The 15,671-nt window shown below is 41.8% G+C and carries 14 protein-coding genes; 5 read left to right on the top strand and 9 right to left on the bottom strand.

The features are described 5' to 3' along the window. The first annotated feature begins 68 nt into the window (after positions 1 to 68). Both FTV14_RS02160 and FTV14_RS02155 read left to right on the top strand, forming a co-directional pair. Positions 69 to 770: an SIMPL domain-containing protein gene (locus FTV14_RS02160; RefSeq protein WP_004782671.1), complete on the top strand. Its 702-nt coding sequence runs from the start codon at positions 69 to 71 to the stop codon at positions 768 to 770. Between the two features lie 167 nt (positions 771 to 937). Beyond that, positions 938 to 1,534, top strand: a complete 597-nt coding sequence (locus FTV14_RS02155; RefSeq protein WP_180053212.1) for a phosphatase PAP2 family protein — start codon at positions 938 to 940, stop codon at positions 1,532 to 1,534. A gap of 55 nt (positions 1,535 to 1,589) precedes the next feature. On the opposite strand, the gene proB is transcribed toward FTV14_RS02155, so the two are convergent. Then, positions 1,590 to 2,723, bottom strand: coding sequence for a glutamate 5-kinase (gene proB / locus FTV14_RS02150; protein WP_005234922.1), 1,134 nt, complete (start codon positions 2,721 to 2,723; stop codon positions 1,590 to 1,592). 27 nt (positions 2,724 to 2,750) lie between these two features. Further along, the gene (gene cgtA, locus FTV14_RS02145; RefSeq protein WP_004782712.1) at positions 2,751 to 3,956 is read right to left on the bottom strand and encodes an Obg family GTPase CgtA; all 1,206 of its coding nucleotides are present in this window, start codon (positions 3,954 to 3,956) and stop codon (positions 2,751 to 2,753) included. 274 nt (positions 3,957 to 4,230) lie between these two features. Here cgtA and FTV14_RS02140 point away from each other — a divergent pair, with 274 nt between their 5' ends. Beyond that, positions 4,231 to 5,415, top strand: a complete 1,185-nt coding sequence (locus tag FTV14_RS02140) for an MFS transporter (protein ID WP_180016737.1) — start codon at positions 4,231 to 4,233, stop codon at positions 5,413 to 5,415. 306 nt (positions 5,416 to 5,721) lie between these two features. Here the strand turns inward: FTV14_RS02140 and FTV14_RS02135 are convergent, their stop codons facing one another. From FTV14_RS02135 to uvrB, 6 genes are all read right to left on the bottom strand, one after another. Further along, the gene (locus FTV14_RS02135) at positions 5,722 to 6,192 is read right to left on the bottom strand and encodes a hypothetical protein (RefSeq protein WP_005107387.1); all 471 of its coding nucleotides are present in this window, start codon (positions 6,190 to 6,192) and stop codon (positions 5,722 to 5,724) included. Between the two features lie 37 nt (positions 6,193 to 6,229). Beyond that, positions 6,230 to 6,598, bottom strand: coding sequence for a helix-turn-helix domain-containing protein (locus tag FTV14_RS02130; RefSeq protein WP_180016739.1), 369 nt, complete (start codon positions 6,596 to 6,598; stop codon positions 6,230 to 6,232). Between the two features lie 211 nt (positions 6,599 to 6,809). Further along, complete coding sequence (locus FTV14_RS02125) at positions 6,810 to 8,267, bottom strand: glyceraldehyde-3-phosphate dehydrogenase (RefSeq protein ID WP_180053211.1); 1,458 nt, start codon at positions 8,265 to 8,267, stop codon at positions 6,810 to 6,812. Positions 8,268 to 8,513: 246 nt separating this feature from the next. Continuing rightward, positions 8,514 to 9,446: an EamA family transporter RarD gene (gene rarD, locus FTV14_RS02120; protein WP_180053210.1), complete on the bottom strand. Its 933-nt coding sequence runs from the start codon at positions 9,444 to 9,446 to the stop codon at positions 8,514 to 8,516. A gap of 175 nt (positions 9,447 to 9,621) precedes the next feature. Continuing rightward, the gene (locus FTV14_RS02115; RefSeq protein WP_179992245.1) at positions 9,622 to 10,221 is read right to left on the bottom strand and encodes a lipocalin family protein; all 600 of its coding nucleotides are present in this window, start codon (positions 10,219 to 10,221) and stop codon (positions 9,622 to 9,624) included. A 142-nt stretch (positions 10,222 to 10,363) separates the two neighbouring features. Further along, complete coding sequence (gene uvrB / locus FTV14_RS02110) at positions 10,364 to 12,385, bottom strand: excinuclease ABC subunit UvrB (RefSeq protein ID WP_034170047.1); 2,022 nt, start codon at positions 12,383 to 12,385, stop codon at positions 10,364 to 10,366. A gap of 577 nt (positions 12,386 to 12,962) precedes the next feature. Here uvrB and FTV14_RS02105 point away from each other — a divergent pair. Continuing rightward, complete coding sequence (locus FTV14_RS02105) at positions 12,963 to 13,751, top strand: hypothetical protein (RefSeq protein WP_034580895.1); 789 nt, start codon at positions 12,963 to 12,965, stop codon at positions 13,749 to 13,751. A gap of 57 nt (positions 13,752 to 13,808) precedes the next feature. On the opposite strand, the gene FTV14_RS02100 is transcribed toward FTV14_RS02105, so the two are convergent. Then, positions 13,809 to 13,988, bottom strand: a complete 180-nt coding sequence (locus FTV14_RS02100) for a hypothetical protein (RefSeq protein WP_004782731.1) — start codon at positions 13,986 to 13,988, stop codon at positions 13,809 to 13,811. A gap of 445 nt (positions 13,989 to 14,433) precedes the next feature. Between FTV14_RS02100 and FTV14_RS02095 the strand changes: the two genes are divergently transcribed. Then, a complete protein-coding gene (locus tag FTV14_RS02095; protein ID WP_180033333.1) occupies positions 14,434 to 15,504 on the top strand; it encodes an OmpW family protein in 1,071 nt (356 codons plus the stop codon). Positions 15,505 to 15,671 lie beyond the last annotated feature (167 nt).

Raw genomic sequence — 15,671 nt, 5'->3', positions numbered from 1 at the left:
ACACATTTCCACCTTAGTATTTTATGATCAGCACAAGGCCAACAATTCCACTAAAACAGGACAACAAAATGCGTCTTTCTTCTTTTTCAGCGCTTGCTTTGCTCGGCGCATTATCTTCTGCCGCTTTCGCAGCTCCTGAAGAAACCTTGAATTATAATGTGGTGAATATCTCGGCAGAAGCCAGCCGCGATATTTCCAATGACCTGATGAATGCCAATTTATTTGTTGAAAAATCTAATAAACAGCCGGCTGAGCTGGCAGCACAAATCAACCAGTTGATGACGCAGGCCATTAATACTGCTAAAAAATATCCTACGGTAAAAATTGAAACCGGTTCACAGCATACCTATCCAGTCTATGACAACGACAACCGCAAGTTAAGAGAATGGCGTGCTCGTGCGCAGGTACGGATTGAATCGACTGACTTTAAAGCCGCCTCGCAATTGATTGCTGAGCTACAGCAAAACTTCCAGACTGAATCGATTAACTTCACAGTATCTGAAGCAAAACGCAAGAAAGTAGAAAACGAGCTGATGCTTGAAGCCTCGAAAAACTTCCAGCAACGTGCGCAAAGTCTGGCTCAAGCTTGGAACAAACCAGGCTATCAACTGGTGAATCTGAATATTAACACCAATAATTCGGGTTATCCACCTGTGCCACGCATGGCGATGGCCAAATCTGCTTATGCCGAAGCAGTTCCAGAACAGGAAATGGCAGCGGGTGAATCCAAAATGACCGTGAGCGCCAATGGTTCTATTCAGTTTAAATAAGTCTTAATAAAATTATTTAGATGTTTAAAAACCACCCTTTTGGGTGGTTTTTTATCACTTGAATATTCTGTGAAAAATCAATGCTACAAATTCATACAAACTCAGATATGAATTGAGCTTTGATCGGTTTAGAGTAACGGACATTTGTGTCAGCCCTCTCTCTCCTCATGTCACTCGATCAACTAAACCTGTATCTGTTTCATCTTCTCAATGTACCTGACCAAGCCTCGATCTGGATGATTAACTATGCCAGTCTGATAGCGCATGATCTGGTGTATTTATTTCTGCTGATTTTTGCTATTACCTGGCTGCGTAGCAGTCGTGAAATCAAAACAGGGATTATTAAAGCTGCGATCTTCACAGCAATCACCTTGTCGATTAGCGAGGTATTATCTGCCGTTCTAAACACACCCCGCCCTTTTGTCATGGAGGTTGGTCAAACCCTGATTGAGCACGCACCTACAGGTTCATTCCCAAGCAATCATATGAGTATTTTTAGCGGGATTGCCTTTGCCTATTATTTCTCAGCACAACGTGATTTGGGTCGAATCCTACTCTGGACTGCCTGGCTAGTCGCTTGGTCACGGGTCTATGTAGGTGTGCATTTTCCGATTGATATGGTGGGAGCATTCCTGATTGCTTTGGCAGTCAATCTTGCTGGCTTACCGCTCTGGTGGAAATATGAGAATAAAATCATGAACTTTATTCTCAGTATTCATCAATTCCTGTTTATGCCATTTATTCGGATGGGCTGGGTGAAGTAAATTTCCAGACATAAAAAATCCCGCTCGAAAGCGGGATTTTTTTAATCTTAATAATTTAGTAAATTGCCATATGATTGCGATGAATCATCTCTAAAGAACGCGCTTCACCCAAGACCTGATGCACTTTATCTGAGGCCAGACCTTTCACGATTTCCGCTGAACGTGAACTGAAGTTGACACGTCCTACAGCAATGCGGTGACCTTGTCGGTCAACACATTCAACCACATCACCACGGTCAAAATGTCCTTCTACCGCTTTGACACCGACCGGCAACAGGCTACGGTGATTCTCTTTAATGGCTTTAACCGCACCATCATCAATTACCAAACGACCTGCGGTTTGCAGATGCGCTGCCAACCATTGCTGATGTGCAGTCATGCGATCATCATCAGTGATAAATAACGTACCCAACATTTCACCTGCCATCAGGCGCGATAAAACATTGTCACTATCACCACTAGCGATCAAGGTTGGGCAACCAGATTTCGCAGCCAGACGTGCAGCACGAACTTTAGTCAGCATACCGCCACGACCAAATTTTCCGCCGCCGCCTGCCATATCAAACAGGCTTTCATCCATGGCACGCACGGTATGGAACAGTTTGGCATCCGGATTAGAACGTGGATCCGAGTCAAACATGCCTTCCTGATCAGTCAGGATAATCAGCAGATCTGCGTGAACTTGTCCCGCCACCATCGCAGCTAAGGTATCGTTATCACCAAAGCGAATTTCGTCAGTAGAAACCGTGTCATTTTCATTAATGACCGGAATCACATGCCAATCAATCAGGTGCTGCAAAGCATCACAAGAGTTGAGATAGCGACGACGGTCTGCCAGGTCATCATGAGTCAATAACACCTGAGCAGTTTGAATGCTGTGTTTTTCCAGCACACTTGACCAGGTCTGGATTAAACCCATCTGACCAATGGCAGCACAAGCCTGAAGACTGGGTAGATCGGTGGGTCGATTCTCAAGTTTCATTCGAACCATACCTTCAGCCACAGCTCCGGAAGAAACGAGAATAATCTCGTGTCCGGCATTGTGTAGATCCGCGATTTGTCCCGCCCAATGCGAGATCGCATCTAAATCTAAACCTTGCCCGTTTGCTGTGAGTAAAGATGATCCGATTTTAACAACGATTCGTTTACAACCCTTGAGCTGACGTTGCCCATCTACCACTTCTATCATCTTGTCCTCAGACTTATCTTTAAAAGATTAACGTACGTAATATACTTCTACGTCGCTGTCGTCATCATCTTCATCATCAAAGTCATCGCCGCCCAGACGTTGAGCGCGACGCATTTCACGATAAGCTTCTTTCGCAGCAATCGTTTGTTCACGTGTTTCAGCTTCAAGCTGATCACGGAATTCTTTCATCTCTGCTGCGTATTCAGGATCTTCAACTTCGCGTTCGCGTTGCTGCTCGATTTGATCCATCAGGTAATACACCACATCCTTAGTTCCTTCAGCCGTTAAGCCTGAAGTTTTAAAGACAGGACCTTCCCACTGCAATTCTTCAAGAATGTGATTACACCATTCATCGCGAGTATCTACAGCAAGCTGATCGACCTTATTCAGAACCAATACCACCGGTAATTTTGAAAGTGTTGGGGAGAATTTTTGCAACTCATTCAAAATCGCTTTGGCATTGTAAGCTGGATCTGAACCGTCAATCGGTTGAACATCGACAATGTGAAGCAGAATACGGGTACGTGCCAAATGTTTCAGGAAGCGAATCCCGAGACCTGCACCTTCTGCCGCACCTTCGATCAGACCTGGAATATCCGCCATTACAAATGAACGGTGACGATCCGCATCCACTACACCCAGATTAGGTACCATGGTCGTAAACGGATAATCTGCCACTTTTGGTTTTGCTGCAGAAACTGCACGGATAAAGGTTGATTTACCTGCGTTTGGCATGCCAAGCAAGCCCACATCAGCCAGTACTTTCAGCTCAAGGCGGATTTCACGGAATTCGCCTTTAGTACCATGTGTACATTTACGCGGAGAACGGTTGGTCGATGATTTGAAGTGGGTATTACCCAAACCACCTTGGCCGCCATGTGCCACTAATACTTTCTGGCCGTCTTCAACCAGATCGCCAATAATATCGCCAGATTCTGAATCGACGATAGTTGTTCCCACAGGAACTTTTAAAATAACTGATTCGCCACCACGACCAGCACAGTTTGCGCCAGCACCGTTTTTACCACGTTCAGCGCGAAATTTACGGGTATAACGATAATCTACAAGGGTACTCGTGTCGTCGTCAGCCTGAATATAAATGCTGCCGCCACGACCACCATCACCACCATCTGGACCACCAAATGGTACGAACTTTTCACGGCGAAAACTGGCTACGCCATTGCCACCGTCGCCAGCCTCTACGGTAATGACTGCTTCATCAACAAAGCGCATAATGCCAATCCTCTAAAAACTTTAAAAACCGCCTATTCTGCCATATTTTAAAGCATTTCTCGACTACATTTATGCACTATTCCATGAAGATCGCTCATTTCAAGGGTAATTTCATTCAGCTTGTCTCAAAATACAAAACCGTCTGAAAAATATTCAGACCTATAAAAATTCAAAATATAGTTTTTAAAGCTTAATTGATCGTTTTTTATTATTTCTGATTTGGCATCGAGCTGCCTATAGTGCTCAACGTCGAAAAAGAGCCCATGGTATAGCTATGACCACAGAAAAGAATTCTGTCAGCCCATTGTCATCACAATTTGTATTACTTATGGCAATGGCATGTGGTCTCTGTGCCGGATCAGCTTATTTTAATCAGCCCTTAATCTATTCAATCGAGGAAAGTTTAGGAATTACAACCAGTCAGGCTGGCTTAACGGTAGTAATCGCCCAGATTGGATACGTACTGGGCTTAATGCTGTTAGTACCATTGGGAGATTTCTTGAATAAACGTAAGCTGATTGTCAGTCTGATGGTCTTTGCAGCCATTTCGCAGATTCTGCTTTCATTCAGCACGACTTTATCAACGCTTTATGTGTTTACCTTATGTGCGACATTTGGCGCAATCTCGGCTCAGGTTTTAATCCCTTTTGCTTCTACGATTAGTCCATCTGAATCCAGTGCTACCATTGTCGGTAAACTGATGAGTGGCTTGGTGATGGGCATCATTCTGTCGCGGACTTTTGCTGGCTTTGTTTCGACCTACTGGTCTTGGGAAGGTGTTTACTTATTTAGTGGAATCATTACCCTGCTTTTTGCCACTCTCATGTGGAGAAAACTACCGGATACTCAACCGCAGGCGGGTTTGACCATTGGCAGTATCTATCGCTCTTTATTTGTCATCGCTAAGCAGAACCCGCATCTGATTCGTCGTGCCTGCGCAGGTGCTTTAGGCTTCGGTATTCTATCTATGGTCTTTACTTCCATGACCTTCGTACTAGGTAGCGCACCTTACCATTTCACTGATTTTGAAATTGGCCTGTTCGGCTTACTCGGTGTGATTGGAATTTATTCATCAAGCTGGTCAGGCAAAACCGTAGGACAAGGCAGAGAAAATCTGGTCGCCAAGCTATGTATTGCTTTAATGCTCAGCTCTACACTGCCCTTATATTTTGCCCAGCAGAATATTGTGATCTATGCGATTGGCGTATTGATGGCTTATTTTGGCCTGACCGCATTCCATGTATTAAATCAGAATCTGGTTTATCGGATTGACCTGAAATCACGTTCCAGAATTAATGCAGTATATATGACCATTTATTTTAGTGGTGCAGCTTTAGGCTCACTCGGTGCGGTTTATGCCTGGGAGCACTTTGAATGGGTTGGTTGTGTGGTACTTGGCCTTGTTTTCTCGATTGGGATTTTGCTGATTGATCGGTGGGATTTTAAGAGGATGGAATAATTTTATATGTAATAAATAATAGACTTCTTTCATAAGTCAGAGAATACTCCATATTAAATTTATAAAATCAGCACTGCCTCACATTGCATTTTTTTATTTTGATACCTTTGAGTGGGCCATCGCTCTACTTTTGAAAGGTCAAAAGTAGCAAAAAACCTTTTGTTTCCCATACACAACATCCTTGTTGTGATGGGAAACGTGTGGCATCCCTGCCACACTTATGAATCCAATACCAACTCAAATCTATTGTTTATTTTAGATATATAATTTACTTATAGTCATTAAAAAATGATTTATGAAAGAAATTTATTTTTGGTGTTTAAAATATGCCATAAGTAAATATTTAGATTCTTTAATTACTTCACGCATTACCTCAACTAGGTAAGGAAAATTATTATCTAGAATGATATTTTTAAACTCAGCTCCTTCAAATTTTTCTAATGTCTTATATACTCTTGTAATCTCATCTTTTAACTCTAATAGCTCATCATGCTTATTGAAGGTGAGTTCATAAAAAAACTGGGCTTTCGATCTTATTTTTAAAGCTATATTCTTAAGATTTTCGAGTTCTACTATAGCTCTTCTTTGGTTCATAATTGCACTATGAACTTCTAAGCATTGACTATCATAATCATTTATTAACATTAATAATGATTGAGCCTCATTAGCTATTACTTCACTACTTTTCTGAGTCTTCCATTCCTTTGAAATCAGCCATGCCACCCCAGCCGCTATAAGCGTGGCCGTTGCCCCCCAGTCCCAATTAGATATATCCATTTACTGTCTCTTCTAAATTTAATCTAAATTAAATTTGTTATATACGTTCTTTATTTTCCAAAATCTCAGGCAGGCTTTTCTCAATCCAGCCAATCAAATTCATTATTTTTTCAGCTGCTTGTGAGCCAGTAATCGTCAACTGATATTCTACTTTAGGTGGCACCACCGGATAGACAGTACGCAGAATAAAACCATCTTGTTCCAGCATTTTTAAAGTCTGGGAAAGCATCTTTTCACTGACACCTTCAATGCGCTGTTTCAACTCGCTAAAGCGATGCACACCTTCACTCAGGCAACGTAAAACCAAGATCGACCATTTATTGGTGAGATGTTCCAGTATTTCACGGGATGGACATTCATTGGATAGCACCTGCCCCAGTAATGGACTGATTGCATATTTGGTCATTGAAGAGTTCCTTTCTTGATCACAATTTTAGTTATTACTTACTATTTTTAATGTACTTACCATTTGTAAGCTAACAGATTCATATGGACGTATCAAGGTGAATTTTCCATCAATTAAAGGATATGATTTGATAAAGCTGATTTGTCACCTTTATCTTCCACAATAAAAAAAGAGCCTCAAAAGAGGCTCTTTTTTAGATAACTTCTACAAATTATGCATTTGTTTCAGCAGGAACTTTTGGATAGCTTACGCCGCCCATTTGTTCAGCAATACGAAGTACCTGGCAGCTATAACCTACTTCGTTATCGTACCAAACATAAGCAGTTAAACGGTTGCCTGAAGTGATTGTCGCTTGCGCGTCAAATACACCTGCAGTACGTGAACCGATAAAGTCAGAAGATACAACTTCAGTCGAGTTGGTATAACCAATTTGACCTTGAAGGTTAGAGTTGATTGAGATTTGACGGATGTATTCGTTTACTTCGTCACGATCAACATCTTGGCCTAAAGTCAGGTTCAGAATTGCAAGAGATACGTTTGGTGTAGGTACACGTACAGAGTTACCTGTCAATTTACCTTGAAGAGCTGGAAGTGCTTTCGCAACCGCTTTAGCAGCACCAGTTTCAGTAATAACCATGTTCAAAGTTGCAGCACGGCCACGACGATCAGCTTTATGGTAGTTGTCGATCAGGTTCTGGTCGTTTGTGAACGAGTGAACTGTTTCAACGTGACCATTGATCACTGTGTATTTGTCGTTTAACACTTTCAGTGTTGGAGTGATCGCATTGGTAGTACAGCTTGCAGCAGAGATGATTTGATCTTCATCAAGGATGTCAGCCTGGTTCACACCAAATACAACGTTCTTCATGTCACCTTTACCAGGTGCAGTCAGAATTACGCGAGCAGCGCCTGGACATTTCAGGTGTTGAGCAAGACCTTCAGCATCACGCCATTTACCAGTGTTGTCGATCACTAAAGCATTTTCGATACCGTATGCAGTGTAATCCACTTCAGATGGATTAGATGCATAGATCACTTTGATGAACTGGCCGTTTGCAATGATTGCTTCGTTTTCTTCGTCTACAGAAATCGTACCCGCAAATGGACCGTGGATTGAGTCACGACGTAATAAAGACGCACGTTTTTCAAGGTCACCGTCAGATGATTTACGAACTACGATTGCTTTCAGGTTCAAGCCGCGGCCTAGACCTGACTGGCTGATCATCAAACGGGCCAGGATACGACCGATACGACCGAAACCGTAAAGCACCACGTCTTTACCTTCTACAGAAGTTGCATTGCCTTCAAGTGATTTCACAGCGTCAGCAACGAATGCGTTAACATCACCACCTTTTGCTTTGAATTCAACAGCAAGTTTGCCTAGATCAATTTCAGCAGTACCGATGTTTTCCACTTTTGCCAATGCTTCAAGGATTGGGAAAGTGTCTACAACAGAAAGCTCAACGTCTAATACGCGAGTACGACGATGCGCTTTAAGGATCTGGATTACAGAACGGTTAATTAAAGAGCGACCGTAAACTGTAGCTACGATATTTTTTTCACGATATAACTGACCTACTAGGGCAATCATACGTTCCGCAAGTTCTTCACGGTTTTTCCAACGACCTTGGTGCTCTGCATGGAGGGCAACGATAGTGTCTTTGCTCACAGATACGTCCTCTAATTAATTGTAAATCTAAGCATAAATTTCAAAACCCGATAATTGTAATGGAATTGGCCGCAAGTTTGAATCAAAAGCTGATTAACTCTGGCCGAAAATCCGATATATTCACTATAAATTTTGAAAATAATTGTAATTAGTCAGATGATTTTGCATTTAAAATTTGAAAAATCATCTATTCCCTGTAAAAACCAGATTTTTGTTAAATGTTGTTTATTCAGCCAAATTTATCATTCAAGAATCTAAACGTTTCTGATAACGCTCTAAATTTTGTGCTAGTGTCAGGCGTCTTTTTCGTTGTTCAATAATGTGTAGTATACCTTCAATTACCAACAATACGACGGCCAGCCAGATCGGAAGATAGGTCAGCCATTCGCCGGCTTCAACCCGCTCCCCTAATGCCATAGACGCAAAAGCCAAAAGTACTGGCTCCAGATAGCTCAGCAGACCAAAAATTACGAAAGGCAGATAACGGCTTGCCAGAATATAACTACCTAAGCCTAAAGCACTTAAGAAGCCCAAACCCAACACTGCCAAGATGAGATGAGGGAAACTGACCATAAGCTTGAGAGAATCGCTATGTACAAAGCCCAGATAGAAAGCCACTGGCAGAATCAGACACAAGTCCCACCAGAATCCACCCAAGTGATCCGTACCAAAGCGACGGCGCAGGAAGAAATACAGTGGATAAGCCAAAGCCACATAGACCGTTTCCCAGGCGATCGAACCGATTCGCCAGATTTCATGTCCCACACCTAATATGGCCAGTGCGACTGCTGCCATCTGCCAGCGCGATAGTTTTTCCTTATAAAGCACACATCCGACCAGCACCATGACTAAGGGCAACAGGAAATATCCCAGGGATACCTGTAAACCGCGGCCATTAATTGGTCCCCATAAAAAGAGCCACAACTGTGTCGTACATAACAGGGAACTGATGATCAACCAGAGCAGAAAAGCAGGTTGTTTGAGAATGCGTTTTAAAATTTGAGTGATATGGCTGAGGTCACCTGACCACCACATGAACGCAGTCAAAAATGGAATGGTCGCCAACATCCGCCAGGCAAAGGTCTGTTCACTGTCTAAAGGCTGCAAAAATGGCGTGGATATATAAAGAACACCAAATACTACTGATGCCAATACCGATAATGCAATGCCTTTATACATGCTTCAAACCCAAGATCATTCCAGCGCATTATAACGATTAGTCTAAAATAAAGCTTGAAGATTCATCTGCCCAAAGGCCAAAGGTAATTACAAGGCAAAATACATAATTTAAAAAAGAGAAGGATTAAAAAAACCATGCCGAAGCATGGTTTTTATAAATAACCCGAGTGGCCTTTTATTTTCTTGCCTGTTGGGTCTGTTTAGTATGAATTACATCACTCAAATCATAACCCACAGATTGCGCATATTGCAGGTATTCATTCACCACATTCTGATCCAGTTGAGGATCACGTGACAATACCCACATATATTTACGTTTAGGCTCGCCGACCAGTACGGTTTGATAATTATCGTCCAGTTTTAATACCCAATAATCGCCACGGCCCACTGGTAACCAGCGAATAAACTCTGGCAAGAAACTTACCTTAAGCTTGGTGTTATAAGGTGCATTCTGAATGTATGCCTCACCTACGGATTGAGTCACCTGACCATTTTTCTGGATACAGCGGTTATCTACATTAACGTTACCATTTTCATTTAATGTATACGTCGCCGTAACGTCACGATCACACTTGTTCTGGAATGTAAGTGGCTTACGAGCCACTTCATACCAGGTGCCCAAATAACGGTCCAGTTCAACTTTCTCTACAGTGGGTAAAGAATCGTTCTTGGCATAAGCCATGGTTGCAGCCCCGAGTCCAAGTAGAACTGCACTACCCACTGCAATTTTTGCAAGTTTCAATCCCGCATGAGGGAGATTATTTTTAGTTGTCATACGATACCTATTTGATCAGGACAAAATTTTCAACATGAATATTTCGTACTTACAATAGCGGCATCCGCAGACATATTTTGTAGCATTATGTTAGGTTTGTGATTGATTTTACGTAATTTAAATCTGTAATTTACACACAGACCTAACTTAACATCTGCGCTTTTAAACGTAAAATTTCATCCCGTATACGTGCAGCCTGCTCAAACTGTAGTTCTTTTGAAGCCTTGAGCATTTCTTTTTCCAGTTTATTGATATGCTTCGCGAACATCTTTGGATCGGCCATGATATGGCGTTCATCTGCACTGATCGCACGGGCCTGATCGGAAGCTTTCAGCTCAATAGTTTCATCATCCAGCACTTCGCCTGTATCAATTTCCTTAATCACCTGACGTACTGCACTACGTGGTGTAATGCCATGCTCTTCATTAAACTGGATCTGTTTGGCACGACGGCGTTCAGTCTCATCAATAGCTTTTTGCATAGAATCGGTAATGCGATCCGCATACAAAATCGCTTTACCTTTCAAGTTACGCGCTGCACGACCAATGGTCTGGATCAGTGAACGCTCTGAACGCAGGAAACCTTCTTTATCCGCATCCAAAATCGCAACCAGTGAAACTTCTGGCATATCTAGACCTTCACGCAGCAGGTTAATGCCGACCAGAACATCGTGCACACCGGTACGCAGCTCATGAATAATTTTCACACGCTCAACAGTATCAATATCGGAGTGCAAATAGGCAACCTTGATTCCATATTCTTTTAAATAGGATGTCAGGTCTTCCGCCATACGCTTGGTCAAGGTCGTCACCAACACACGCTCATTCATTTCCTTACGAATATTGATTTCAGACAATACATCATCGACCTGTGTCAAGACTGGACGGATTTCAATTTCCGGATCAATCAGACCGGTTGGACGAACCACCTGCTCGACTACCTGTTCAGATTTTTCCAGTTCATATCGTGCAGGTGTGGCACTGACGTACACGGTCGTCGGTACAATACGTTCCCATTCCTCAAATTTCATTGGACGGTTATCCAGTGCACTTGGCAAGCGGAAACCGTAATTCACTAGATTTTCTTTACGGGAACGGTCACCTTTGTACATGGCTCCAATTTGTGGAACAGTCACGTGCGATTCATCGATAATCAGCAAGGCATCATCGGGTACATAATCAAAAAGCGTCGGCGGTGCTTCGCCTGCCGGACGACCCGATAAATGACGTGAATAGTTTTCGATCCCGTTGGTATAACCGAGCTGCTGCATCATTTCCAGATCATAACGGGTACGCTGCTCGATCCGCTGAGCTTCCAGCAACTTGTCATTTTCACGGAAAAAGACCAGACGTTCTTTTAATTCATCTCGAATGGTTTCAATCGCGCGAGCCAAATTGTCTTTCGGTGTTACATAGTGACTTTTAGGATAGATCGTGACACGCGGCACTTTACGGATCATTTTCCCGGTTAAAGGATCAAACCAGCGAATGGAGTCGACTTCATCATCAAACAGCTCAATCCGGATGGCATCCTGATCCGATTCGGCTGGGAAAATATCAATGATCTCACCACGAATACGATAGGTACCGCGCAGGAATTCCAGTTCATTACGCGAATACTGCATTTCAACCAGACGGCGAATAATATCATCACGTCCAATACGGTCGCCTTCGACCACATGCAGCAACATGCTCATATAGGCATTCGGATCACCCAGACCGTAAATCGCAGACACTGAAGCGACAATAATTGCGTCGCGACGTTCTAAAAGTGCACGGGTGGCCGAAAGACGCATCTGGTCAATGTGGTCATTAATTGCCGCATCTTTCTCGATAAAGGTATCTGAAGATGGCACATAGGCTTCTGGCTGATAGTAGTCATAATAACTGACGAAATATTCAACCGCATTATTCGGGAAAAATGCTTTAAATTCACCGTAGAGCTGTGCAGCCAGCGTTTTGTTATGGGCCATGACAATAGTCGGACGCTGGGTACGGGCGATGACATTGGCCATAGTATAGGTTTTACCTGAACCGGTAACCCCCAGCAAAAGCTGATCGTGATAGCCTTTTTCTATACCCTTGACCAGCTTTTCAATGGCCTGTGGCTGATCGCCAGCAGGTTGATAATTGGTCACCAGTTCAAAGGGTTGTTTATCACTCATAGCTTTAATCATTTCACTGCGGATATCGACTCAATTTATTATGGGGGTAAAACTGAATTACTCAATCCCTATCCAGGTTTCTGTTTGGTAAAATAAAACAGTATCATTGTCATTATTTTATAGTGCTTTACTTTACTTAGATTTAATGAATAAGGTACAGATCAATCCAAATCAATTTTGAATTATGCAACAATCAATATAAAATTGAGATCTTTAAAAATTATAAAAAATTGGCAGGATAATGAAAGATAAAGAGTATCGTGAAATCGTGACTAAGAATCAGTTTCGCTATATGGGCACAATCATATTTTGTTTGGGCCTTTTCTATTTAGTTAGCGTTATTTACTTTCTTATTCAAAAACACTTTTTTTAAAACTCACCCATGAGTATCACTTGTGCAAAAGAATAAATTAAGCATTTTCAGACAACAACTTTATTTAGGTTTACTCGGTATGCTGTTTTGGATCATGGGTGGAATATTGTCCTATCTGTTTGGCTAGTCCTGCATAACAATACCTTGACCCTTATTCAATTCAAAGGCAACATGAAGCTAATCAGGACATCGAATAAAAAAGCCATGACTTACCATTATCACGATGAAAGTATTGTTAAATCTCTGCCAGAAAATACGGTATTTGTTTTCGGAAGCAACTTGGCTGGACAACATGCCGGAGGAGCAGCCAGAACAGCTTATGAGCATTTTGGGGCGGTCATGGGGGTTGGTCGTGGCTGGGCAGGTCAAAGTTATGCCATTCCGACTATGAATGAGCATTTGCAACAGATGCCTCTCTCACAGATCCAGCACTATATTGATGACTTCAAGATTTACACCAAGAACCATCCTAAAATTAAATATTTTATTACTTCGGTCGGTTGTGGCATTGCTGGTTATAAAGTCGAAGAGATCGCTCCAATGTTCAAAGGCATTTCTCACAATGTCATTTTTCCGCAATCTTTCCGGCCTTTTGTAGAAAAAGCGCTTCCGAAAATTACGTCGCAATTCCTGCATACCATCTTTCGGGATTCGGTGATTTTTACTCCGGCAACAGATGAGCTGATTGATGTTCTGGCACTGACCGACAATGAAAAGAGTCTGGCCAAGATTCTGCTTAACACTCAGATTTATCCGGTCGACAGCAATGGCCGTGATCGTGTATTTGAGATTGAAGATATTCTGCATAACCTGAATGGCAAGATTTTTGATTTCCAGAATAATTCTGAAGGTTCCATGCTGTTTGGTGCTGTGATTTTGGCACTTCTGGAACTTTATAATATCAATGAAAAAGACTTTATTGATGTCTGGAAAGGTGATCGTGAGATTGCCCCACCAAAACCTGAAAATAAAGCACGTAAAACAGTTCGCTAAGGTAGCTCCCAAATTTTACTCATAAAAAAGCCATGAACTTCATGGCTTTTTTATTTTTTAACGTTTGCCCATTGAACGGCGTGTACCACGAGGTGGCATCCAAGTCCGGTCGGCATAACGCTGCGGTTTAGGTCGTAGATCTTCCAGAACCTCATCTGAAGCAGATTGTTCTGCTTGTTTTAATGGAAACGGTAAATTAACCAAGGGCTTTTTCTTGGGAGAATTTTGGGAGCTCATGCGCAATACTCAATAATTTATGCGGCTATTGTACAAAAAAACTCTATCTGCTGTGTACCACCGGTTGGCTAAATTTATTCAAGCTTTTTCTAGTAGGTTTTGAGCAGAAAATTTTCTGATTTCTTGTACAAATCACGTCCATGATAGAAAGCTTAAATCATTATTTAAAACTTAGATTAATGAGAAAAATGTTACCCACTTATTATTCTATTACCTCGATAAAACTGAAAATTTTATAAAAATTAATATCCTATTTATCTTCACTATTCATAATAATTTTTACATAAATATATATTTTATTAATACAATTTATACAAATTTTGGCATTTTTTACTTTCTGTTAACTTTTCACTACTCGTTCTGTAACTGTGTAAATTGGTGAGATTTAACTAGATTGTTCAATAGAAAAACAAATAACTAGCACGGACAAGGAGTCCTCTGAACAATGAAGACAATCATGGTATGCATGGCAGGTCTAGCCACACTACCCCTGCTTGCACATGCAGAATCCCCATATTTCAGCCTACAGGATGGCGATGGCTTTAAGCGATTTTCCGTTTCAGTCGGTGCACTGCATGTCATGCCACAAGGTAAAGCACAGCCCGTTCGTGTAAATACTGCTATTAATGAAGGCTATCAATCCAAAGTTGGAAATATTCAGGCACAAACCGTCATAGATAACCTTGATCCCGACCGTAGACCAAATCGTTTTGTTGAAGGATTAGTAAGATTAATTGGTGCATTTGGGGGGCAAGTATCTAGTGGCCTTTCTGGAGATTCTTATGTATATGGTCTTTCAGAATGGGATAACCCGGGAACAGGTCTTGAAGCAGATGATGTCACTACGCTTGGCATCATGACAAACTATTTCTTCACTGATAACGTTTCATTTGAAATGAAGGCTGGTATTCCCCCCAAAGTAGATATCAAAGGTAAAGGTACAATTTATGCTCCATTCGCCGCTGTAGCAACGCCTTTGGGTGGGATTGCAGGCAATTTAAATCTTGCCAATGACATTAGAATTACAGACCTGGCGCAGTCTAACAAAGCCGCCGAAGCTCGTGCATGGACGCCTGCTTTTGAATTCCAGTACCATTTTGGTAAAACAGGAGTAAATAAATTCCGTCCATATGTAGGAGTAGGCTTAATGTATGCCTATTTCAATGAACTTGAAATGGATAAAGGCATTGAAGCTGATCTGGTTGCTGCAGGTCATATGATCCAGAATATTATTAATCAGAATGCTGGTGCTTCTCTTGAAATGAAGGACAGTAATGGCAGAATGAAAGTGGATCTCGAAGCTACCGATGCTTTTGCTCCTGTGGTGACTGCCGGCTTTACTTATGATTTCAATGAGAAATGGTTTGCAGTTGGCTCAGTGTCTTATGCCCATTTGCAAAACGAATCTAAGATTACTGTAATCAATGAAAATACCGGGCAAACCTTAATCAACTCTAAAGCCGATGTAGAAATTAATCCGATCCTAGCTTATGCAGGTATTGGTATGCGATTCTAAGACAGTTCAATTTTAAAAGCAGAGCTAAGCTCTGCTTTTTTGAGTTCCGAATTCACCAAATTAGCAAAGACTTTACGCAGTCTCCAGATTCTAATCTGGACCTATCTATCTCTATAAACATCGAATCTATAAAAAAAATTTATCTTTTAAGTAATTATTATTCTATC

Origin of the sequence: Acinetobacter sp. YH12236, from assembly GCF_013417645.1 — a bacterium.
GTDB lineage: Bacteria > Pseudomonadota > Gammaproteobacteria > Pseudomonadales > Moraxellaceae > Acinetobacter.
Note: the sequence above shows the minus strand (reverse complement) of the source record. Positions and strands in the feature narration are given on the sequence as shown.

Bases quoted from the DNA above. Each gene is read 5' to 3' on its own strand.
- uvrB (WP_034170047.1), bottom strand. From the start codon at position 12,385: ATGAGTGATAAACAACCCTTTGAACTGGTGACCAATTATCAACCTGCT.
- FTV14_RS02095 (WP_180033333.1), top strand. From the start codon at position 14,434: ATGAAGACAATCATGGTATGCATGGCAGGTCTAGCCACACTACCCCTG.
- FTV14_RS02115 (WP_179992245.1), bottom strand. From the start codon at position 10,221: ATGACAACTAAAAATAATCTCCCTCATGCGGGATTGAAACTTGCAAAA.
- FTV14_RS02135 (WP_005107387.1), bottom strand. From the start codon at position 6,192: ATGGATATATCTAATTGGGACTGGGGGGCAACGGCCACGCTTATAGCG.
- cgtA (WP_004782712.1), bottom strand. From the start codon at position 3,956: ATGCGCTTTGTTGATGAAGCAGTCATTACCGTAGAGGCTGGCGACGGT.
- FTV14_RS02105 (WP_034580895.1), top strand. From the start codon at position 12,963: ATGACTTACCATTATCACGATGAAAGTATTGTTAAATCTCTGCCAGAA.
- rarD (WP_180053210.1), bottom strand. From the start codon at position 9,446: ATGTATAAAGGCATTGCATTATCGGTATTGGCATCAGTAGTATTTGGT.
- proB (WP_005234922.1), bottom strand. From the start codon at position 2,723: ATGATAGAAGTGGTAGATGGGCAACGTCAGCTCAAGGGTTGTAAACGA.
- FTV14_RS02160 (WP_004782671.1), top strand. From the start codon at position 69: ATGCGTCTTTCTTCTTTTTCAGCGCTTGCTTTGCTCGGCGCATTATCT.
- FTV14_RS02130 (WP_180016739.1), bottom strand. From the start codon at position 6,598: ATGACCAAATATGCAATCAGTCCATTACTGGGGCAGGTGCTATCCAAT.
- FTV14_RS02155 (WP_180053212.1), top strand. From the start codon at position 938: ATGTCACTCGATCAACTAAACCTGTATCTGTTTCATCTTCTCAATGTA.
- FTV14_RS02100 (WP_004782731.1), bottom strand. From the start codon at position 13,988: ATGAGCTCCCAAAATTCTCCCAAGAAAAAGCCCTTGGTTAATTTACCG.
- FTV14_RS02140 (WP_180016737.1), top strand. From the start codon at position 4,231: ATGACCACAGAAAAGAATTCTGTCAGCCCATTGTCATCACAATTTGTA.